Consider the following 19,895-nt stretch of genomic DNA (forward strand, 5'->3'; position numbering starts at 1 on the left):
ATGGATATCATTGTTAGGCAAGGGGATTCTTTATGGCACTATAGTCAATTATTTAAATTAGATGTGCAATTAATTAATGATTCCAATCGGGACGTGCAACCAAATGCTCTTTCCATTGGGCAAAAGATTCGGATTCCAGGTTTTGTCGCTCAGGAATATCAAATACGCCAAGGGGACACTTTATGGAAAATAGCTCAAAATCGTAATCTCCCACTAGAAACTCTGCAACTGGTTAACCCAAACATAAATCCAACTAACATAAAAGTGGGCCAAACAATTAAAGTTCCATTAAGGATAACCTGGAGATTAGTGAACGGCGGACAAAGATACGACTATCAAACCTTGATCACTGATATCAACCGATTACAAAGTGTTTACCCATTTGTACAGATACCTTCAATAGGAAAAACCGTTTTGGGAAAAAATATTCCTGAGCTGGTGATTGGGACTGGCGGGAAAAGGGTTCACTACAATGGATCTTTCCATGCAAATGAATGGATTACTACCCCCATCATTATGACTTTTATAAATGATTACCTATTATCACTGACAAACCACACTGCCATTCGTGGACTTTCAACCAGCAGATTTTACCAGCAAAGCACTTTATCAATTGTACCAATGGTAAACCCAGATGGTGTCGATCTCGTTTTACATGGGCCACCTTCAAGCGAGCCATGGAATACAAGAGTTATTGAATACAATAAAGGCAGTTCGGATTTTTCGGGATGGAAAGCCAATATTAGAGGTGTTGACCTTAACGATCAATTCCCTGCGAGATGGGAGCTCGAAAAGGCAAGGAATCCTGACCAGCCAGGACCAAGGGATTATGGTGGCGAAAAGCCCCTCTCTGAGCCTGAAGCCATTGCGATGGCAGATTTGACAAAAAGGCGGGATTTTTCACGAGTGCTAGCGTTCCATACACAAGGTGAAGTAATGTACTGGGGATTTGAAAATCAAGAACCCCCTGAGTCAGAGACAATAGTGACTGAATTTAGTAGAGTCAGTGGATATGAGCCTGTAAAAACGATTGAAAGCTATGCAGGTTATAAAGACTGGTTTATCCAAGATTGGAGAAGGCCAGGATTTACAATAGAGATTGGAAAAGGAATTAACCCTCTCCCCCTTTCCCAATTTGACGAGATATATCAAAAAACACTTGGGATTTTCTTAGCAGGACTTTATATGTGAAAGTTGAGGTTGGAATATTCCAACCTCATTTTTTTGTAAAAAAAGAACCCTTGAACGGTTGTTCAAAGGTTCAAACGAGAACCTAGTGGTCTAGGCTAAGTTCTCAACAATTAGGAGGTCTAAACTCAGAAGAATTTAAACATCTATAGTTTACCATTTTCGCAAAATTCATTCAATGGTTTAATGCTGTAAAGACAAAAAGTGATACAAAAGACATATTAAGATATTACCATTAATGTCATAGAAACTATTACGTGATCCTAAGGTCGTTTACAAAGAAAAAATAAATCTAACATTTCTTTGTTGACTTACATGTATATACAAGTTAGAATGAAAACGTAATCAAAACTTGTATATACAAGAGGAAAACCTCTAATGTAACCGCACACAATACTACTTGTATATATATCAGATACTAAATAGATAATAATGGGACCTATCCCATTTACAGGGGGAAAGAAAAATGTCTAAGTACACAGAACCTTCAAAGGATTTACTAAAGCACATTGGAGGAAGAGAAAACATTGCAGCTGTTACCCATTGTGTAACACGTATGCGATTTGTATTAAATGATCCATCAAAAGCTGATGTTGAAAAAATCGAAGGCATCCAGCTTGTAAAAGGTACATTTACCCAAGCTGGACAATTCCAAGTTATTATCGGAAATGATGTTTCTAGTTTCTACAACGATTTTGTAAAAATTGCTGGTGTTGAAGGCACTTCCAAAGAGGAAGCCAAAGTAGCAGCCAAGCAAAATATGAACTGGATACAGCGAATGATGGGTCACTTAGCTGAAATCTTCACACCATTAATTCCAGCACTCGTAGTCGGAGGTTTAATTCTTGGCTTTCGAAATGTAATCGGTGACATTAAATTACTCGAAGATGGAACAAAAACTATTATTGAAGTTTCACAATTTTGGGCTGGGGTCCACTCATTCCTATGGTTAATCGGAGAAGCTATATTCCACTTCTTACCAGTTGGGATTACATGGTCTGTGGCAAAGAAAATGGGCGCTTCGCAAATTTTGGGTATCGTTTTGGGTATTACCCTAGTGTCTCCTCAATTATTAAATGCTTACGGCGTTGCAGGTGCAAAGGAAATACCAACATGGGATTTTGGTTTTGCTCATATTAAGATGATTGGTTATCAAGCACAAGTAATACCTGCGATATTAGCTGGAATTGTATTAGGGTTCTTGGAAACAAGATTACGTAAAATCGTACCAAACTCAATTTCTATGATTGTTGTTCCATTTTTCGCATTAGTACCAACCGTATTAATTGCACACACCATTTTGGGTCCAATCGGCTGGTCTATCGGTTCTGGTATCTCTCATGTGGTTTACTCAAGTTTAACTTCTGCTTTTGGTTGGTTATTTGCCGCAATCTTTGGGTTTGCTTACGCTCCACTAGTTATTACAGGCTTACACCATATGACAAACGCAATTGACCTTCAATTGATGAGTGAGCTTGGTGGTACAAATCTATGGCCAATGATTGCTTTATCAAATATTGCTCAAGGTTCAGCAGTACTTGCAATGATTTTTATCAATCGTAAAAATGAAGAAGAAAAGCAGGTTTCAATACCAGCAGCAATTTCCTGTTACTTAGGTGTAACAGAGCCAGCGATGTTCGGTATTAACTTAAAATATGGCTTTCCCTTCTTAGCAGCTATGATCGGTTCTATGATTGCTGGTGTTGTATCAGTAGCAACAGGTGTCATGGCTAACTCAATTGGTGTCGGTGGTCTTCCTGGAATCTTATCCATTCAGCCAAAATATATGGCAATGTTTGCAGTATGCATGTTGATTGCAATTGTGGTTCCATTCATTTTAACTAACATCTTTGCAAAAACAGGTGTTAAAAAGTTTAGTCTAAAAAAATAAAATGACACTCCATTTAGGAGGGAGACCATCTCCCTCCTTTTCCACATTAGAAAAATTCAAAAATTATAGGCAGGTGTTTAGTTTGTCAACAGCATGGTGGAAAAAAGCAGTCGTTTATCAAATTTATCCAAAGAGTTTTAATGATACAACCGGAAATGGTACTGGAGATATCCAAGGAATCATTGAAAAATTGGATTATTTAAAAGAACTTGGGGTCGATGTTCTTTGGCTAACACCTATATATCAATCCCCTCAACGTGATAACGGTTATGATATTAGTGATTATTATTCCATTCATGAAGATTACGGAACAATGGCTGATTTTGAACGACTCCTAGAACAAGCTCATAAACGGAATATTAAAATCATTATGGACATCGTAATCAACCATACCTCCACTGAGCATGAGTGGTTTAAACAAGCCAAATCCTCTAAGGATAACCCATACCGTGACTTCTATATTTGGAAAGATGGTAAAAACGGTGAACCGCCAACGAATTGGGAGTCAAAATTTGGGGGATCTGCATGGGAGTACAATGAATCAACTGACCAGTATTACCTTCATTTGTTCGATGTTACACAAGCAGACCTCAATTGGGAAAACAAAAAGTTACGCGAGGCACTATATGAGATGATGCACTTTTGGTTAAAAAAAGGTGTCGATGGGTTCCGCTTGGATGTGATTAATTTAATTTCTAAAGACCAGCACTTCCCTCAAGATGACAGTGATGGGCGTAAATTTTATACAGATGGACCGAGAATTCATGAATTTCTGCATGAAATGAACGAGGAAGTTTTTTCAAAATACAATATTATGACCGTTGGCGAAATGTCTTCTACATCTATTGATAATTGTATTCGTTATACGAATCCTGATCAGGAAGAATTAAATATGACGTTTAGTTTCCATCATCTGAAGGTTGATTATCCAAATGGAGATAAGTGGACAAAAGCAGATTTTGATTTTCAATCATTAAAGCAAATTCTATCTACATGGCAGGTCCAGATGAATCAAGGTGGCGGTTGGAATGCCCTCTTCTGGTGTAATCATGACCAGCCACGTGTGGTTTCACGCTTCGGCAACGACCAAACCTATCATAAAGAATCTGCTAAAATGCTGGCAACAGCTCTGCATTTGATGCAAGGAACCCCTTATATTTATCAAGGGGAGGAATTTGGGATGACCAATCCAAACTTTTCTAAGATTGATGACTATCGTGATGTTGAGTCCTTAAATATTTTTAACATGAAGAAACAGGAAGGGTTAACAGAACAAGAAATTCTTGAAATTCTAAAACAAAAATCTCGAGATAATTCTAGAACTCCTGTTCAATGGAATGCTAGTGTACACGCAGGCTTTACTACTGGTACACCGTGGATTGGTACGGCAAGAAACTACAAAGAAATTAACGCTGCACAAGCTATTTGCGATTCAGACTCTATTTTCTTCCACTACCAAAAGCTAATCCAATTAAGAAAACAATATGATGTGATTACAGACGGTGATTTCAAACTCATTTTGGATGAAGATGAAGAGTTATTTGCGTATATCCGGTCAAGTGGCTCTGAAAAATTAGTGGTGATTAATAATTTTTATGGAAAAGAAAAGACATTCCACCTCCCTTCTCAATTAAATCTTGATGAATTTACAAGTGAGATGTTACTCTCTAATTACAAGGATTCTGCGAAATTTGGCGGAGAAATTCAATTAAGACCATTTGAATCACTTGTGTACCACCTGAAAAAATGAACGGAGATGTCACTATGACAAACAAATACCTAACTATCTATAACAATATTGTGGAGCAAATTAAAAGTGGGGAAATCCCGCCTCAGACGCTGCTTCCCTCAGAAAACGAATTAAAGGACCAATTCGATACATCGAGGGAAACCATTCGGAAAGCGTTAAACCTGCTCTCGCAAAACGGATATATCCAAAAAGTTAGAGGTAAAGGTTCAATTGTCATAGACATTAGCAAATTTGATTTTCCTGTTTCAGGATTGGTCAGCTTTAAAGAACTTGCCAATAAAATGGGGAGCAAACCAAAAACGATAGTGAATGAGCTTTCGTTAATGAAACCCGATGGATTCATTAGACAGCAGCTGCAATTAGGAAGTAAAGAACAGGTTTGGAAGGTCGTACGTACAAGGGAAATGAATGGGGAAAAGATTATTTTAGATAAGGATTTCATAAATAAAAAGTTTGTCCCTCATTTAACGGAAGAGATTTGTGCCGACTCGATCTATCAGTATATTGAAAACGAATTAGAGCTAACAATAAGCTTTGCTAAAAAAGAAATTGTCGTAGTGGAGCCTACGATCGAAGACCGGACCCTTTTAGACTTAGATGGCTTTCATAATGTGGTTGTTATCAAAAACTATGTTTATTTAGATGATGCTACCCTTTTCCAATTTACAGAATCAAGACATAGACCTGATAAATTTCGCTTTGTGGATTTTGCACGTAGAACACATTGAAAAAAGTAATTTAGGAGCCTTCAAATATAATGGAGGCTCCTTTTTCTTCAATCATTGGACAAATTTCACCCTTTTTAATTGTTTTGCTACAATAAACGTAAATTAACGTTGAGGTGACCTAAAATGTGTGGGCGATTTACACTTACTGCTACCTTGGAAGAAATTATGGACCGTTATGAAATTCAATCTTTTCTCGATGAAGAATATTTTTCCCCCAGTTATAATATTGCACCTTCTCAGGGTGTGCTTGCAGTGATTAATGATGGAAAGTCTAACAGAATGGGGTTTTTAAAATGGGGCTTGATTCCCTCGTGGGCAAAGGATGCAACTATTGGCCATAAAATGATTAACGCCCGCGCGGAGACTTTAAATGAAAAGCCCAGCTTCCGAAATGCATTTAAGAAAAAGCGCTGTTTAGTAATTGCTGATAGCTTTTATGAATGGAAAAGGAACGAAGATAAAACAAAAACACCGATGCGAATCAGACTAAAGTCAAATGAATTATTTGCAATGGCAGGAATTTGGGAAGGCTGGAAGTCGCCAGGTGGTCCAACGATCCATACCTGTTCGGTCATTACTACAAAACCAAATGAACTAATGAAGGATATTCATGATCGAATGCCCGTTATATTGAAACCGGAGGATGAGAAAATCTGGCTGGACACATCGATTACAGACCCACATTTTTTAAATCAATTCCTTGTTCCACTGGATGAGAGTTTAATGGAGTCATACGAGGTTTCATCGTTGGTCAATTCGCCCAAAAATAATTCGATTGAGCTTATTCAAGAGCTTTGTTAGCGCCCTTTTTTTAAAAAATTTTTTTCTAATGGACATGTTCACTACATGCACGTACAAGCATGAACATATGCTGTACTAACCCATAAAAGTTTTCCTTCATTTGAAAGTGGTTTACCCCCACTTTCTTTTTTTATGGAATTTTATCACGTTCTGATACTCCCTTCCAACGAATATATTTAAAAAACAATATGTCATCTTCTTTTCTAAAACGAACCTTAGGAGGTAAGGATGTTTTTTATCCCAACAAAAATCAACATTGGTGATTTGAAGATAAACAGTGCTGATCACACAAGTCCTATTTCATTAGGGTCAACCTTCCATATAGGTAACTATGTTGCAGGAAAAAAAAATCAAGGTTTTGGCCAGCAAAGTGCAGACTACTCTTTAACAGCCATACCCATTCACATGATTTTAGATGATGATTGTAGTGACTCGCCTTCTGTAAAAAATGATAAATAACTTGTGCATCTACAAACATGGATATAACAGAAATTATGCATAGGAGTGATTTCATTGAACATTGCACCAATGGCGATTACCTTTTTAGGCTTTAAGGTCAATACTGTAGATAATGGTTCCTTTGTAAACCTAGGACCCTACCAACTTATCGATCAGTTTCAATCTTATAAACGAAACCAGGGCGTTGGAGAACAAAATGGAGACCTCTCTCCTGTAAATATTCCAATTTCTTGGGTAGTAGACCCTGATGTTTCAGATAGTAATTCAGTTAAGAACAGCATTATTTAAAGGCTACAGCACTCGAAGGGGTGAACGAAATGATTTTTGCACCGATGATAGTGAATGTTGGAGGGTTAAAAGTTAACGTATTGGACCATGGTTCCCTGCTTAACACGGGCCCAACACAGTTCATAGACCATTTCATCTCCTACAAACGAAATCAAGGATATGGAGAACAGAATGGAGATTTTGTCCCGATGATCATCCCTATCTCATACATCCAAGACTCAGACTTAAACGATAGCAATGCTGCCAAAAATAGTATTATTTAAAAATTGATTCAACTATCTCTTCAGTGTAGATAATACTACCTTCATATGAAAAATGTACTAGAATGTTCACGAAATGTGAGATGTTTCACTGCTATACCACATCTATTTACCATATAATTGAACTAAAGTTACTTTCCATATTTATTGTTATAAATGTAAATACATGTATTAAACTACTAAATTTGGATGTGGGTATTATGCTAGTGAAGGAACTGACTTTTAGTGAATTAAAAGCTGCCATCGAGGTTCTTCGTAAAGAAATGATTCATTGCGGGCTAAATAATGGTCTTACAAATGAAAGAACCGTTCAAATCAGCCAAATATTAGATAGCCATATTTCCCAATACCATTCCTTAAAAAATCAATAATGATCAGGAGGACTTCATATTAAAAGTCCTCCTTTTTCTGTTTTAAGCTATAATTTATTATAGATGAATTGGAGAAAGGAGAAGGAAAATGGATCAGATTGCAACTAAATTTCGCAATATTCCCACTACATGTATTTCCGATGCGATGGACGGATTAAATAACCTGCATCCTTCCATCAAACCTTTAAAGGAAGAATACAAGCTTGTAGGGAGAGCATTTACTGTCAAAATTCCTGTCGGGGATAATCTTGCAGTCCTAAAAGCGATCAACGAAGCAAAACAAGGTGATGTACTAGTCATTGATGCAAAAGGCGAACAATATCGAGCCATTGCTGGAGACTTTGTTGTTGGAATGGCTCAAACTCTTGGTATTGGTGGATTTGTTGTTGACGGAGTCATTCGTGACATAGTCGGAATAAAAGAATTGAATTTTCCTGTCTTTTGTAAGGGAACGACTGTTGCTGCAAGTGGCAAAGCCGGATTTGGCGAAGTGAATATTCCCATTTCCTGCGGAGGTGCTGCTATCCTTCCTGGGGATTTAATTGTTGGGGATGCAGATGGTGTCGTAGTTATTCCACAAGCCACGGAGCAAGAGGTATTAGTGAAATCACTCGAGAAATGGAGAAAAGATCAACAAAGAGAAGAACAAATTTCCAGAAATCCGGAAGCAATTCGGAAACATTTAGCTGAATTGCTTGGTAAAGTAAAATAATAGGAGTCCCCCCTATATAAAATAAGGGGGGATTTTTATATAGGATTCTGCTCATGAACCAAGATTAATTTGTACTCCATTTGGGTCAATAAGTTCATTTTTATTAACATGAGATAGCTTTACTTCTTTCAACATCACACGTTCTTCTATTATATTTTGTATTTCAAGTACTTTTTTTCCAAAAAGCATCTCCAAGTCCTCCTCCAATCCCTCAATGGGCGTAGAGATGACCATTTTATCAATTTCTGCTTTCTTTCCATCTCCATCTACTGCATCCAAATGTGTTTGTAGTTCAATCAAAAATTGATACGGTGTGGTTATGAAGGTTCTTCTTTCTCCTAATTCCACTTTCCAATTCAAAAGGTTAGCATTTTCACATATTTTGCTTTTCTCTTCTTCTGTCACGAGGAACCCGATATGATCAAACATCACACGTTTTCCAAAACCAAAACTTATATTTACATTCCCTTTCTTCATTTCGATGATACGAAATATGATCCCTTGATCCCTTAACTCATCCCAGGATAATGGAGGATTAAAGGTTTGAAAAGCTCCTTTATATTTCCCTACCCTTTGATTTACCCGAAACCCCTGATCATGATAAAAGGTCTCCATATCCTCTAGGTGTGGTGTCCAAAAATGGTAATGAAAAAGCACAAACCTCTCCCCTTGTTGAAAAAAATTATTTTCTATATATGTATTATTTTAACATATTAGAAAATAATTAGTCTCTTTTAGAAGATTACCTGTTTACTAAAGGATCTTCTTTTTTTCCCTTTGTATCCCACCACTCACGAACCTCAAATATACCAATTACATCAATTTTTGCCTTTTCAAATACTTCTACATTTTCGTTAGTAGAATAAGAAAAAATATAATGGGTTGGTGTCTCGCTTAATACCCGAAAAGAACTAATTTCTCCATCCTGCATTTCAACCATATAAACTTTCCCACACTGAACCTCATCCGTTGACGCTAAATTTTTCATTGTAACATCACCTCATATATACTATATTTTCAATTTAACAGATTTATGGATACTAAAAGTGTAGGAAATTTGAATAATTAACGAATATGAACAGTGATAAAATCATAGGGTTACTAAAAAAAAGGAAGCAGTCATTTTTCTGCTTCCTCTAGTTATTGCGTGAACTCTTTTTTATTAGACTATAACCGATTGAGATCATCACACTTATAATCATACCCAAGCAAAAAGTGATCCAATTAAAATAAAACGTATTGGTATATTGATTATACCAGCCAAAACGGTAGATTCTCGATTCTGGGCTCTCTGGCCCTCCTCCAAGTAAGATAACCAAATTCTGAATATATCTAACTTCCAAGAAGATGAGTACAACAAATACAACTGCTATACACACAAGAAACGTAAGCCGATTTTTCACACTTACTCCGTTTATCGCTTTATAGACCCATCTGCTTAGATAATAAAGAAATATAAGGTAAATTGGTACGGTTGGCATGGTAAATAGAATGGCAAAATTACCATTTCCGGAATATTGTGAGGGATTCATCGTACTCCCAGCGATTAATGCAAAACCAATGAGACTTAAAACCATAAAAATAAAACAAATAACCATAAGTTTCTTTCTCTGGTTCATATTAGCCTCCCCACATACTTTACTATTCTATTTTATGCAGATCTTAAACCGTATAATAATAAAAATAATTCGTTTCCTTCACAAAACCTATTTTTTCATAGAGTCTTTGAGCGTTAATGTTTTCCTTGCCTGTTTCGAGTAATACTCCTTTTGCCCCAGATTCTTTTGCGAAATGAAGCGCCGTGTTGATTAGATTCTCACCTACACCTTTGCCACGCGCCTGCTCTTTTACATACAAATCATTTAGTACCCAAGAGCGTTTCATGCTGACAGATGAATACGATGGATAAAGCTGAACAAACCCAAGTGCTGTATTTTCTTCGAGAGCGACAAAGATAACCGACTCCTCATTAACCATTCTTTCTTTCAAAAACTCTTTAGCTGCGTTAAGATCTGAAACTTGTTCGTAAAACACTCTATACAAATCAAATAGTTCGGTTACGAATTCAATTTCATCTATTGTAGCCTTTTGAATTAACATTTCTATTTCCCCCTTTATTTACCAGAATAGTTCTATATTAATTGTAATTATCAGAAATTGCTAGTCTACTAATAAGTAATTATCATTGTTTTTCGGTTAATTAAAGAAGGATTATTTAGTATAGATGAAGAATATTGTAGCATCTATTATGTACAGAACTGGCAATATCAAGAATAATATTGTGAGGTGTATGCATTCCTATAATTCCTTTTCTATGTAATTCATAAGAAAAAGCCCTGATTGAACAAGGCTTTTTCATTTTTGTTTGAGGGCATACCTAATTCTATATTTCTAAACAATTTAAGATAAGCATTTATATTTTATTTATAGCCTAAAAAAACATCATTCATTGATGAATGGTGGTTCGTCACAAGCCTCCATATCAATCATTAACTGGAGAACTTCAAAAGCCGCTAAATCCTCCATGCCCGAAGTGACCTCCCCAACCCCCATACCATGGATGGCCGTGGTGACCTCCCCAGCCGCCATGCCATGGCTGACCGTGGTGTCCTCCCCAACCGCCATGCCAACCATGGCCTGGAAATCCTCCCATGCCCATGCCGCCCATACCAGGAAATCCTCCCATGCCCATGCCTGGGAATCCTCCCATACTCATGCCACCCATGCCTGGAAATCCTCCCATTGCTCCTGTTCCACCCATGCCTGGGAATCCACCCATTGTTCCTGCTCCACCCATGCCTGGAAATCCACCCATTGTTCCTGTTCCACCCATGCCTGGGAAACCACCCATTGTTCCTGCTCCACCCATGCCTGGGAAACCACCCATTGTTCTCATTTCACCTGTAAATTGCGTAAGATCATTCATTAGAGCAACTCTCCTTTGTGTAGGTTACAGTCTAGACTATGTTAAATTTTCAAAAAGGCATGGGCGGGTACCCTGTTTTTCTTAAACAAGGTCAACCCTAAAACCTATCTAATGGAGTACTCACACATCCACGCTGAAAAAGAATCTTTCATGTTACCTCTAAATGCCCTTTCTCCTGCAGCATAAGAAAATGAAGGCATTAACATCTCTCCTGAAAAATCAATCAGATCCTCAACGCTAGGAGGATACGGGCTTTTTCTAATGTGGCTTCGAACTTTTGCCAATACTTTTTCACAGTCCAAATACGGACCTATCTTAAACCAAAAAAGGACCATTTCATCCTTTGTCACAAAGTTAGTGTAGACCGACTCAATCAATACTAATAAATTTAAAATCTCTGCCCTTGTCAATGTTTAAGCTCCTTCATTATCATACCGACAAAATGGTTTGTTTTATTAGTTTTGACTTAATTACCTTACAAAAACAAGATCAACCGGAATTTTTCTTCCGATTGACCTTTTCTCTAGCTTTAATCAATTATTTACTGATAGAATTCGACCTAGTTAACCAATCTTTAATTAAACCCTGAACAATTTCACGTTTTTCGATATGTAACATATGACCCGCTTGATCTAATACAGCAAACGTAGCATGAGAAAATTTTTCAAAAAGATTAAAGTGATCTTTGTACCCACAGATTGAATCTTGTTTTCCTAAGATAAGGAGAACGGGAAGTGAAACCATATCAGCGTCCTGTAATGGTTCTTCCGAAAAGTAATAGCCTTTTTCTCGCCAATTTGACAGTAAAAAATTCCGATTAGCTAATAAGCGACCAGGTTGAATTTCTCGTAAAAAAATTTCAAGGTTTTCTTTATTTTGGATATTCATTAATGTTTCAAACGCTATTCTTATATCTGAATCCAATTCAATTAATGCATCAGTATCTTGATCCTGGATTACTTTTTCAGGGAGGATTCTTTTTTCTTTTAGATGGAGTGCTGTAGCCAATAAACAAATGCTTTTCACTAGGCTTCTCCTCTGGTGTAAGATTCCTTGCGCTAAATACCCACCATACGAAAAACCTATTAGAGAAAATTCTTGATTTGGAATAATCCGATCAATAAAATCTAAGATATTCACAAGCATGTCGTCAGAAGATGCAAAATGATCATCAATCAAACTTTTACCGTGTGCAGGGATATCGATATATATCCTTTGAAACCCTTCAATATCATTAAAAACAGGCTCTAACCAAGCCTTCATCGACCGGTAGTCAGTCCCCATCGAATGCAAAATTAGAATCGGAAAACCACTACCTGAAATTTCATAATTAATACATCCCTTTGTAACCATGCATTTCATACTACTTCCCTGCCCCTCCCTATCTTATATAGTTGAAACCTTCCCCTTAAGAAAATTCTCAACTTTCTCACTGTTATTTAAATCTCTTTTTGGAATAATATAAGCACTGACAGAACTGTTATATAAATAAAAGTACTGCTCGTCCTTTTTAAAATCAGTGATGCCAGACCAGTTCACTTTTATTTGACCATTTGCAGATGATTCCACCAAACCTTCTTCATTCAATGTCAGTACATGTTCACCGAGTAAACCTACATTCTTACCTTCTTTGAACATTTTCTTCATTCTTCTTGTGACCGTGTTATAGAAGTACCATGGGTAAAAGATAATCCACAAGATACTCGTGATCGAAAAAACTATAAATAGCTCAAGAAATGGTATGTTTCCAAATTCAGATAAAAGAAAAGCCATAAGAATAAAAAATACTGGCGTTAAAAATCGTTGTACATTTAATGATTGAATGGCGGATTTAGAATGTTTTAGATGGAACATATTAAAGTGCAAGAAATCCTCTTCTGTTAAATTGTAAGTAATCTCCATAAAAGTCTCCTTATTCAATAAATTACATCTAAATTTTATCTTATTCCAGCTGAACTATAAACAAATTGTTGTAACATCTATATAGGCGTGATTTATTAAGCAAATAATTTTTTTATGAGTGTACAGTTCAGGGGAGACCCCGCAGGCGTAAGCGCCGAGGAGACTCGCCGAAACGCCCACGAACCGCTCGCGCCTGAAGCGGAAATCAACTGGTAAATTTAACATAGACAAAAACAAAAGGATAGAAAGGGCGAATATAATCGCACACTTTCTATCCTCTTTCATTACTCATCTTGACTATCTGTTTTTTCCTCTTTATTAAACCAAAGCGGCTCATCATCATCCACATCGCCATTATAATTGATAAGAATTTCTTCTCCTGCTTTTATATCCCGATATGCATAAAAGTCAAACGTGTGATTGGGAAAGTTAATTTCATAAATGGCATTAGGCTGATAAGAATGATTAAACAGCATACCATATCCTAACAAAAGGGCTGTATGGTTCTGTCCATACTCAAAAGCATAATCAGCTAGCAATGTTTTTTCGATATGAACATGCTCTCTGTTCGGATAAGGAATAACCGGTGCCTCATGAAACAATTCACCTTTTGCTATATCCTGTGTCGCAAATACCCCTCTATTTAATTCTCCATCACTAAGTTTCGATGTCTTTACTTCAATCATTTAATCACCTATTTGTCTTTCCGAGAAGATTTTAATACTACTTACATAAGATTGCCAGTAATTCGACAAGAATGCAAATATTTTTTCTTATTTCTGTTTTAAGAACAATATCCTCCTCCCTCCTTTGAGAATTTTTTTCGGTAGTACTTTTTTTGGCAGGATAATCATAATATAGAATATACGTTCGTAAGGAGGCGAGGAGATTGTTAAATAACAATGATTCCTTAATTACAGGTGAGATGTTAAACAAGTATTACGAGCTTAATAAAAAGAAAAAAGAAATTGATATGGAAATGAATACACTGAAGGATGCTTTCCAAGCATATTTTAATAATCTGGTAGGGTGCAACCATAAAGGGGAAATTACAATAAGTGGATTCAAACTTCAAAGACAGATTCGTAAAACTGAAAAATATCATGAAGTGGACACCGTTAGAAGACTAGAAGAATTACAGTTGCATGATCTCATCCAAGTGGTTAAGAAACCAGATGATAGTAAAATAAAATCAGCCTTTAATTTAGGGTTGTTAAGTCCAGAGCAATTAGAGGGCTGCATAGTTACCTCCTTCTCCCCTGCTATCTCGGTAAAACCATTGATCCCAAGGTGAGAACTTGAGTAAAATGGTACACATAGAATCTATATGGGGTTCTTGTTTAAAACGGTCAAGTAGTTCTACTACGTGACCGTTTTTGTTTTTAAATAGTTATGTAGGTATCCCTACGTTACTGGTTTCATTTTTTTGAATAGTTCCAGTCACGTAGAACCTTCCTACGTTACCGGTTTCAGTTTTTTCCATCGGTTTCGGTCACGTAGAGGCTTCCTACGTTATCGATTTCAGTTTTTCCCAATGTTTTCGGTCACATAGAACCTACATTCATAACGATAGTTGTTAAATTATGGAGGAAATCGGTAAATGAGGGAGAATTACATATGTGTAAGCACTACTCTCAAATTGAAAGGGGAAATTTTGATGGCCAGTCAAGAAAGTCTCTTAGTAAGGCAGTATTTACAGATGTCAAAGGCAAACCAATCACCTGAAGCAAATATTGAAACAGCTAGACAAGGATTAGAAGCTTTATCCGCTTTAACTCCGGTAGCACAAGATATTACCGTAGAAAAAGTAGAAATTGAAGGAATAGCAGCTGAATGGGTAACCGCACCAAATGCAGTAGAAGACCGTGTTTTCCTTTACCTTCATGGTGGTGCCTACATAATGGGTAGCTGTAATACACACCGATACTTAGCATCAAAGCTGTCTCGTTCCACTTCCGCACGAGTACTGGTACCAGAATACAGACTCGCTCCTGAACATCCTTTTCCAGCTGCAATTGAAGATGCCGTCAGTGTCTACCGATGGCTTCTCAACTCAGGTATATCTTCAAAAAATATCGTCATTGGTGGTGATTCAGCAGGTGGTGGACTAACATTAGCCACACTTTTATCTCTTAAGGATGCGGGAGACCCACTACCTGCTTTAGCTGTGCTATTATCCCCTTGGACAGACATGGAAGGCACCGGGGAATCCATGGTAACACGTGCAGAAGTGGACCCATGGTTATCACCAGATGCCACTCGTTTAACCCCAGCGTTGTATATTCGCGATCTAGATCCGCGTCATCCGCTTGTTTCACCAATATATGCTGATTTAACAGGGCTTCCTTCTCTGTTAGTCCACGTTGGAAATGATGAAATCTTGTTAAGTGATGCTGCCCGCCTAGTGGACCGCGCTCGATCAGCTGGAGTAGAAGTTAGCTTTAAGGTTTGGGATGATATGTGGCATGTTTTTCAAACGTTCGCCATCCCTGAGGGACAACAGGCAATTGATGAAATTGGAGAGTTCGTCACCAAACATTTCGAATAAATCTCTATCTAAAGTGAGCTTCGACTTCTTACAGGTTAACAAACTCTCGCAAACATATAAAATAAAACCAAAAATGACTATCAAATTTAAACAAATTTGATAGTCATTTTTTTGTTTAAAATTATTCTTTTAGGATGTTTAATGCTTTTTACACATTTTATGAACCAACTATTTTAACATCTGGGCTAGACTTTGGTTTCTTAACCCCTTTGATACCAAACAGAATCCGTAAAATAGATACCTTGAAAATGATAAATTGATAAAGGAGCATGATGATAAAAAAAGCAACAACCATTAAAAAGATGAGTTTTACAGGAATGGACCATGCCTCATTAGCGATAAAAAATCCTAACGTAACAATAACAGGCTGATGGAGAACATAGAACGGCATAGATGCTTGTGAACTGTATGATAACCACTTATTAGAAAAAGATAAATGCCTTTCCGCAACAGCAAAAATGACAAGAATCCAAGTCCAACAATTCATTGCCTTAATGGAGGCAAACACCATTGCTGCTATAAAACCAGTTGAAGTCATACCTGAAATGAATCCATATACAAAAAAGATAGTTGTACAAACTGAAATAACTAGATTAATAGGAAGCAGTTTTTGAATCACCTTTTTGAAAGATTCTTTGGTTAGAATATAATAACCAAATAAAAATAAGACCAAGTAGAAAGTAATGTCCCAACCTCCTAGACGAACAACATCCACGAAAGTGGATATAATCATTAAAGGAATTGTCATCAGATATAACTGGTATGATTTCAATTCTTTCGTAATAGTTGGGTTCTTTTTTAGAAAAAGTGGAAGTGTAATAATGCTAAATAGCATAAGAATGAACAAATACCATAAATGTAAACCTACAAAAGCAAAATTCCCCGCACCACCAATATCTAAATAAACACCATTAAAATACTGCGGGAACCATGAAAAAAAGGATCCGGAAAATTGATCATGACTAACACGTTCCATATATACCTGTGGAGGCGTTAGAATCATAACACCGAACAAAAGCGGAATCCCTAACCTAGCAAGCCGTTCCTTCACATATTCGTTCCCAGACCTTTTCTGGAGGGCATAATAGGAGCACATCCCCGATACAGTGAAAAAAATCGGCATCAACCAGGAACTCATAAACAAGGAGACCGCTGTAATATAGGTCGGGTCGGTCTCATTATTTTTTACATGCCAAGGCCAGGGATTAAAAAACATGAAACAGTGATAAATGAAAACGGCTAATGTTGCGAGGACACGGATCCAATCGAGATCGTACTGTCTTTTCATATCTTTAAAAAATTCCCCCTAAAATATTAAATGGTATATCTAACTATAGTATTCATCATATACCATTTACCTAAATTATGGGTAAGTTATTTTTACAATAATATCCATAAATAAATATAATTTTTAGGATAGAGAATCTCTTACATCTAATATGATTTTTCCAGTACTTAGTCTACTTTCAATTAGCTTGTGAGCAGTAATAGCAGCCTCCAAGGGATAGTGATGACCAACCTCCATATTTAATTTTCCTTCACTAAATAATGTGAGCACTTCCTTGGCTGTGGACTGTAAGGTCTCAGGTCTTCTTTTTCTTGTTGTCCCTAAGCTAAAACCTAGCACCGACCGACAGCTAGAGTGTAGATCACTGGTTTTAAAGCTTCCAACTGCCCCACTTGAATTTCCAAATTGAACCAACCTTCCATATGGTGCAAGACAGGTTAGACTTTGCCCAGATATCTCACCAGCAATAGAATCGAGGACAATATCGACCCCTTGATTATCTGTTAATTCATTTACTCTACTTGAAAAATCATTATTTTTATAGCAAATAACATGATCTGCACCAGCCTTTAGTGCAATAGACACTTTATTTTCGTCACCGACCGTTCCGATAATTTTACTTGCACCTAACAGTTTTGCCATCTTAATAGCCGTAGTTCCCACTCCACCTGCAGCGGAATGAATGAGGATGGTTTCCCCCGATTCGATCCGTGCAATATCTGCTAATAGTTTATAAGAAAGGAAAGAAACAGTAGGACAGGCAGCGGCAGTGGTAAAATCCATTGAATCGGGAATTTCATATGTAAGAATACCTTCCGCGACTACAAATTCTGCGTAAGATCCATTAGCTGGAAATGCTATGACTCTTTGTCCATGTTGTAAATGCTTTACCTCTGCCCCAACTTCCACAATTACCCCCGACGTATCAAGTCCAGGAATAAAAGGGAAGTTCCCTTTTCCTTTATGACCATATCTCGCTTTCACATCTGCATAATTCACACTCGTTTTCTCTACTCTAATTAACACCTGACTAGGATTTATTTTTGGTGTCTCAACCTCTACATATTGCATAACCTCTGGTGCCCCAAATTCAGGAACGATAATTGCTTTCAATGGTATCCCCCCTTGTTGACTGATAGTTCTATTTTATGGTAAAAATTTCATAACGTATAGAATGAATCTCTTATCAATTTTCATAATAATTTCTTATACATATCTTTAATGGACATCGGTTAGCAAGAGTTATCAATTTGCTAGCAATCTGATAATGATATGATAGTGCCAGCCTTCTTATGCTCTATCAGTAAAAATTGTACCATCGCATATTATACCTATCTATTAGCAAATAACTTACATAACTACCGTAAACTTTGCTATATTTATATATAATTAGTTTGTATCATTCGGAGGGATAAAATGAATTCGCGCGGTGTCATCTTGGCGTATCCAAGGGCAAAAGGGATGATATTAGTTATAATTGCAGCTACCCTTTGGGGCATCTCCGGGACGGTTGCACAATACTTATTTCATCAACAAGGCTTCAATACCAGTTGGCTTGTCGTAACTCGATTGATTTTTTCAGGAGTGGGGTTACTCTGGTATTCTCAAACGGTTGGAAAGCAAAATATTTGGGCAATTTGGAAAAACAAACAAGATGTTGTTATGCTTATTGTTTTTGGCATCTTCGGGATGTTTGGTGTTCAATTTACCTATTTTGCAGCTATAGAACATGCAAATGCAGCAACTGCCACTGTCTTGCAATACCTTGCACCTGTAATTATTGCTGGATATTTAAGCATCCTGGGGAAAAAGCTACCTGCTAAACATGAGGGGATTGCGATAATTTTTGCTCTGTTGGGAACATTTCTTCTAGTTACTCAAGGAAATATCCATTCACTTTCCATTACGGTTCCGGCTTTATTTTGGGGAATCTTGTCTGCTTTTTCACTTGCTTTCTATACACTTTATCCGAGAGATTTATTATCAAGATGGGGTTCATTAATTACGGTTGGATGGGGCATGACAGTCGGAGGAATTAGCTTTAGCTTTATTCATCCACCATGGGTGTTTAAAGGAAACTGGAGCCTGACTTCTTTTTTAGCCGTTATTTTTGTAGTTATTTTTGGCACGTTAATTGCCTTCTTCTGCTACATGGAAAGTATGAAATACATAAACGCATCTGAGGCTAGTCTTTTAGCCTGTGTCGAACCGTTATCAGCCGCCTTTTTAGCAGTTGCTTGGCTCCATGTTTCCTTTGGAGCAGCAGAATGGATTGGTTCATTATTAATTATCGCTACGATATTTATCCTGTCTGCTGTAAAAAAATAATTATCTTTTTATTTAGCAGTTTTTGCAAAGATTGTTGTTTTTCCTACTTATGTTTTCCAGTGAAGACTCACATCTTTGGAATTGATTACTATTAATTCATTTACTCTGGACAATGTTACTGTTTTTTCTGCCTACTCTGTCCGAAGTTCTCTTGCCTTCTGACAATGTTTCTGTATTTTTCGCAGACTCTGTCCAAAGTTCCTTTGTCTTCTGACAATGTTGCTGTCTTTTCCGCTTACTCTGTCCAAAGTTCCTTTGCCTTCTGACAATGTTTCGGCCTTTTTCGCTTACTCTGTCCAAAGTTCCTTTGTCTTCTGACAATGTTTTTGTTTTCCCCACCAACTCTGTCCAAAGTTCCTTTGCCTTCTGACAATGTTTCTGTCTTTTCCACCAACTCTGTCCAAAGTTCCTTTGCCTTCTGACAATGTTTCGGCCTTTTTCGCTTACTCTGTCCA

Annotated in this window: 25 protein-coding genes; 13 read left to right on the plus strand and 12 right to left on the minus strand. The window is 37.1% G+C overall.

Features of this window, described 5'->3' with window-relative positions; translation table 11 throughout:
• From AC3A54_RS10935 to AC3A54_RS10980, 10 genes are all read left to right on the plus strand, one after another.
• Complete coding sequence (locus AC3A54_RS10935) at positions 1-1,191, plus strand: M14 family metallopeptidase (RefSeq protein ID WP_487654492.1); 1,191 nt, start codon at positions 1-3, stop codon at positions 1,189-1,191.
• Positions 1,192-1,654: 463 nt separating this feature from the next.
• On the plus strand, positions 1,655-3,079 hold the full coding sequence (treP, locus tag AC3A54_RS10940; protein ID WP_487654493.1) for a PTS system trehalose-specific EIIBC component: 1,425 nt from the start codon (positions 1,655-1,657) through the stop codon (positions 3,077-3,079).
• An 82-nt stretch (positions 3,080-3,161) separates the two neighbouring features.
• Positions 3,162-4,829: an alpha,alpha-phosphotrehalase gene (gene treC / locus AC3A54_RS10945; protein ID WP_487654494.1), complete on the plus strand. Its 1,668-nt coding sequence runs from the start codon at positions 3,162-3,164 to the stop codon at positions 4,827-4,829.
• Between the two features lie 14 nt (positions 4,830-4,843).
• Positions 4,844-5,557, plus strand: a complete 714-nt coding sequence (treR, locus tag AC3A54_RS10950) for a trehalose operon repressor (protein WP_335531156.1) — start codon at positions 4,844-4,846, stop codon at positions 5,555-5,557.
• 123 nt (positions 5,558-5,680) lie between these two features.
• Complete coding sequence (locus tag AC3A54_RS10955; protein ID WP_487654495.1) at positions 5,681-6,358, plus strand: SOS response-associated peptidase; 678 nt, start codon at positions 5,681-5,683, stop codon at positions 6,356-6,358.
• 228 nt (positions 6,359-6,586) lie between these two features.
• Positions 6,587-6,817 (plus strand): hypothetical protein, encoded by a 231-nt coding sequence (locus AC3A54_RS10960; protein WP_487654496.1) that lies wholly within the window; start codon positions 6,587-6,589, stop codon positions 6,815-6,817.
• 69 nt (positions 6,818-6,886) lie between these two features.
• Positions 6,887-7,105, plus strand: coding sequence for a hypothetical protein (locus tag AC3A54_RS10965; protein ID WP_487654526.1), 219 nt, complete (start codon positions 6,887-6,889; stop codon positions 7,103-7,105).
• Between the two features lie 29 nt (positions 7,106-7,134).
• Positions 7,135-7,368 (plus strand): hypothetical protein, encoded by a 234-nt coding sequence (locus AC3A54_RS10970; RefSeq protein WP_308079282.1) that lies wholly within the window; start codon positions 7,135-7,137, stop codon positions 7,366-7,368.
• A gap of 197 nt (positions 7,369-7,565) precedes the next feature.
• The gene (locus AC3A54_RS10975) at positions 7,566-7,736 is read left to right on the plus strand and encodes a Spo0E family sporulation regulatory protein-aspartic acid phosphatase (RefSeq protein ID WP_487654497.1); all 171 of its coding nucleotides are present in this window, start codon (positions 7,566-7,568) and stop codon (positions 7,734-7,736) included.
• A gap of 88 nt (positions 7,737-7,824) precedes the next feature.
• Positions 7,825-8,448: an RraA family protein gene (locus AC3A54_RS10980; protein ID WP_335549251.1), complete on the plus strand. Its 624-nt coding sequence runs from the start codon at positions 7,825-7,827 to the stop codon at positions 8,446-8,448.
• Between the two features lie 51 nt (positions 8,449-8,499).
• On the opposite strand, the gene AC3A54_RS10985 is transcribed toward AC3A54_RS10980, so the two are convergent.
• The 9 genes from AC3A54_RS10985 to AC3A54_RS11025 form a co-directional block, all read right to left on the minus strand.
• The gene (locus AC3A54_RS10985) at positions 8,500-9,105 is read right to left on the minus strand and encodes a hypothetical protein (RefSeq protein WP_487654498.1); all 606 of its coding nucleotides are present in this window, start codon (positions 9,103-9,105) and stop codon (positions 8,500-8,502) included.
• Positions 9,106-9,190: 85 nt separating this feature from the next.
• Complete coding sequence (locus AC3A54_RS10990; RefSeq protein WP_335549249.1) at positions 9,191-9,436, minus strand: hypothetical protein; 246 nt, start codon at positions 9,434-9,436, stop codon at positions 9,191-9,193.
• 148 nt (positions 9,437-9,584) lie between these two features.
• The gene (locus tag AC3A54_RS10995) at positions 9,585-10,067 is read right to left on the minus strand and encodes a hypothetical protein (RefSeq protein WP_487654499.1); all 483 of its coding nucleotides are present in this window, start codon (positions 10,065-10,067) and stop codon (positions 9,585-9,587) included.
• A 43-nt stretch (positions 10,068-10,110) separates the two neighbouring features.
• The gene (locus tag AC3A54_RS11000; protein WP_487654500.1) at positions 10,111-10,548 is read right to left on the minus strand and encodes an N-acetyltransferase family protein; all 438 of its coding nucleotides are present in this window, start codon (positions 10,546-10,548) and stop codon (positions 10,111-10,113) included.
• Positions 10,549-10,951: 403 nt separating this feature from the next.
• A complete protein-coding gene (locus AC3A54_RS11005) occupies positions 10,952-11,374 on the minus strand; it encodes a hypothetical protein (RefSeq protein WP_487654501.1) in 423 nt (140 codons plus the stop codon).
• A 104-nt stretch (positions 11,375-11,478) separates the two neighbouring features.
• A complete protein-coding gene (locus AC3A54_RS11010; RefSeq protein WP_487654502.1) occupies positions 11,479-11,784 on the minus strand; it encodes a replicative helicase loader/inhibitor in 306 nt (101 codons plus the stop codon).
• Between the two features lie 127 nt (positions 11,785-11,911).
• Positions 11,912-12,736, minus strand: coding sequence for an alpha/beta fold hydrolase (locus tag AC3A54_RS11015; RefSeq protein ID WP_487654503.1), 825 nt, complete (start codon positions 12,734-12,736; stop codon positions 11,912-11,914).
• Between the two features lie 24 nt (positions 12,737-12,760).
• The gene (locus tag AC3A54_RS11020) at positions 12,761-13,276 is read right to left on the minus strand and encodes a YcxB family protein (protein WP_487654504.1); all 516 of its coding nucleotides are present in this window, start codon (positions 13,274-13,276) and stop codon (positions 12,761-12,763) included.
• Between the two features lie 284 nt (positions 13,277-13,560).
• A complete protein-coding gene (locus tag AC3A54_RS11025) occupies positions 13,561-13,962 on the minus strand; it encodes an SET domain-containing protein (protein ID WP_308079294.1) in 402 nt (133 codons plus the stop codon).
• A gap of 203 nt (positions 13,963-14,165) precedes the next feature.
• Between AC3A54_RS11025 and AC3A54_RS11030 the strand changes: the two genes are divergently transcribed.
• Positions 14,166-14,570, plus strand: coding sequence for a hypothetical protein (locus tag AC3A54_RS11030; RefSeq protein ID WP_487654505.1), 405 nt, complete (start codon positions 14,166-14,168; stop codon positions 14,568-14,570).
• A gap of 363 nt (positions 14,571-14,933) precedes the next feature.
• Entirely contained in the window at positions 14,934-15,824 is an 891-nt protein-coding gene (locus AC3A54_RS11035; protein WP_487654506.1) for an alpha/beta hydrolase, read from the plus strand.
• Positions 15,825-15,981: 157 nt separating this feature from the next.
• Here AC3A54_RS11035 and AC3A54_RS11040 read toward each other — a convergent pair whose 3' ends face one another.
• Entirely contained in the window at positions 15,982-17,112 is a 1,131-nt protein-coding gene (locus AC3A54_RS11040; protein ID WP_487654507.1) for an acyltransferase family protein, read from the minus strand.
• A gap of 123 nt (positions 17,113-17,235) precedes the next feature.
• Entirely contained in the window at positions 17,236-18,225 is a 990-nt protein-coding gene (locus tag AC3A54_RS11045; protein WP_487654508.1) for a quinone oxidoreductase family protein, read from the minus strand.
• Positions 18,226-18,528: 303 nt separating this feature from the next.
• On the opposite strand from AC3A54_RS11045, the gene AC3A54_RS11050 reads away from it, so the two are divergent.
• Positions 18,529-19,440, plus strand: coding sequence for a DMT family transporter (locus tag AC3A54_RS11050; RefSeq protein ID WP_487654509.1), 912 nt, complete (start codon positions 18,529-18,531; stop codon positions 19,438-19,440).
• A 235-nt stretch (positions 19,441-19,675) separates the two neighbouring features.
• Here the strand turns inward: AC3A54_RS11050 and AC3A54_RS11055 are convergent.
• Positions 19,676-19,895, minus strand: a 220-nt coding sequence (locus AC3A54_RS11055; protein ID WP_487654510.1) for a hypothetical protein, incomplete at its 5' end; no start/stop codon positions are given.

This window comes from Neobacillus sp. Soil_C_43 (assembly GCF_057656715.1).

What these genes read in the sequence shown, in the direction of transcription:
- AC3A54_RS10935 (WP_487654492.1), top strand. Translation starts at nt 1, where the DNA reads ATGGATATCATTGTTAGGCAAGGGGATTCTTTATGGCACTATAGTCAA.
- treP (WP_487654493.1), top strand. Translation starts at nt 1,655, where the DNA reads ATGTCTAAGTACACAGAACCTTCAAAGGATTTACTAAAGCACATTGGA.
- treR (WP_335531156.1), top strand. Translation starts at nt 4,844, where the DNA reads ATGACAAACAAATACCTAACTATCTATAACAATATTGTGGAGCAAATT.
- AC3A54_RS10955 (WP_487654495.1), top strand. Translation starts at nt 5,681, where the DNA reads ATGTGTGGGCGATTTACACTTACTGCTACCTTGGAAGAAATTATGGAC.
- AC3A54_RS10960 (WP_487654496.1), top strand. Translation starts at nt 6,587, where the DNA reads ATGTTTTTTATCCCAACAAAAATCAACATTGGTGATTTGAAGATAAAC.
- AC3A54_RS10965 (WP_487654526.1), top strand. Translation starts at nt 6,887, where the DNA reads ATGGCGATTACCTTTTTAGGCTTTAAGGTCAATACTGTAGATAATGGT.
- AC3A54_RS10970 (WP_308079282.1), top strand. Translation starts at nt 7,135, where the DNA reads ATGATTTTTGCACCGATGATAGTGAATGTTGGAGGGTTAAAAGTTAAC.
- AC3A54_RS10975 (WP_487654497.1), top strand. Translation starts at nt 7,566, where the DNA reads ATGCTAGTGAAGGAACTGACTTTTAGTGAATTAAAAGCTGCCATCGAG.
- AC3A54_RS10980 (WP_335549251.1), top strand. Translation starts at nt 7,825, where the DNA reads ATGGATCAGATTGCAACTAAATTTCGCAATATTCCCACTACATGTATT.
- AC3A54_RS10990 (WP_335549249.1), bottom strand. Translation starts at nt 9,436, where the DNA reads ATGAAAAATTTAGCGTCAACGGATGAGGTTCAGTGTGGGAAAGTTTAT.
- AC3A54_RS10995 (WP_487654499.1), bottom strand. Translation starts at nt 10,067, where the DNA reads ATGAACCAGAGAAAGAAACTTATGGTTATTTGTTTTATTTTTATGGTT.
- AC3A54_RS11000 (WP_487654500.1), bottom strand. Translation starts at nt 10,548, where the DNA reads ATGTTAATTCAAAAGGCTACAATAGATGAAATTGAATTCGTAACCGAA.
- AC3A54_RS11005 (WP_487654501.1), bottom strand. Translation starts at nt 11,374, where the DNA reads ATGAATGATCTTACGCAATTTACAGGTGAAATGAGAACAATGGGTGGT.
- AC3A54_RS11015 (WP_487654503.1), bottom strand. Translation starts at nt 12,736, where the DNA reads ATGAAATGCATGGTTACAAAGGGATGTATTAATTATGAAATTTCAGGT.
- AC3A54_RS11020 (WP_487654504.1), bottom strand. Translation starts at nt 13,276, where the DNA reads ATGGAGATTACTTACAATTTAACAGAAGAGGATTTCTTGCACTTTAAT.
- AC3A54_RS11025 (WP_308079294.1), bottom strand. Translation starts at nt 13,962, where the DNA reads ATGATTGAAGTAAAGACATCGAAACTTAGTGATGGAGAATTAAATAGA.
- AC3A54_RS11035 (WP_487654506.1), top strand. Translation starts at nt 14,934, where the DNA reads ATGGCCAGTCAAGAAAGTCTCTTAGTAAGGCAGTATTTACAGATGTCA.
- AC3A54_RS11040 (WP_487654507.1), bottom strand. Translation starts at nt 17,112, where the DNA reads ATGAAAAGACAGTACGATCTCGATTGGATCCGTGTCCTCGCAACATTA.
- AC3A54_RS11050 (WP_487654509.1), top strand. Translation starts at nt 18,529, where the DNA reads ATGAATTCGCGCGGTGTCATCTTGGCGTATCCAAGGGCAAAAGGGATG.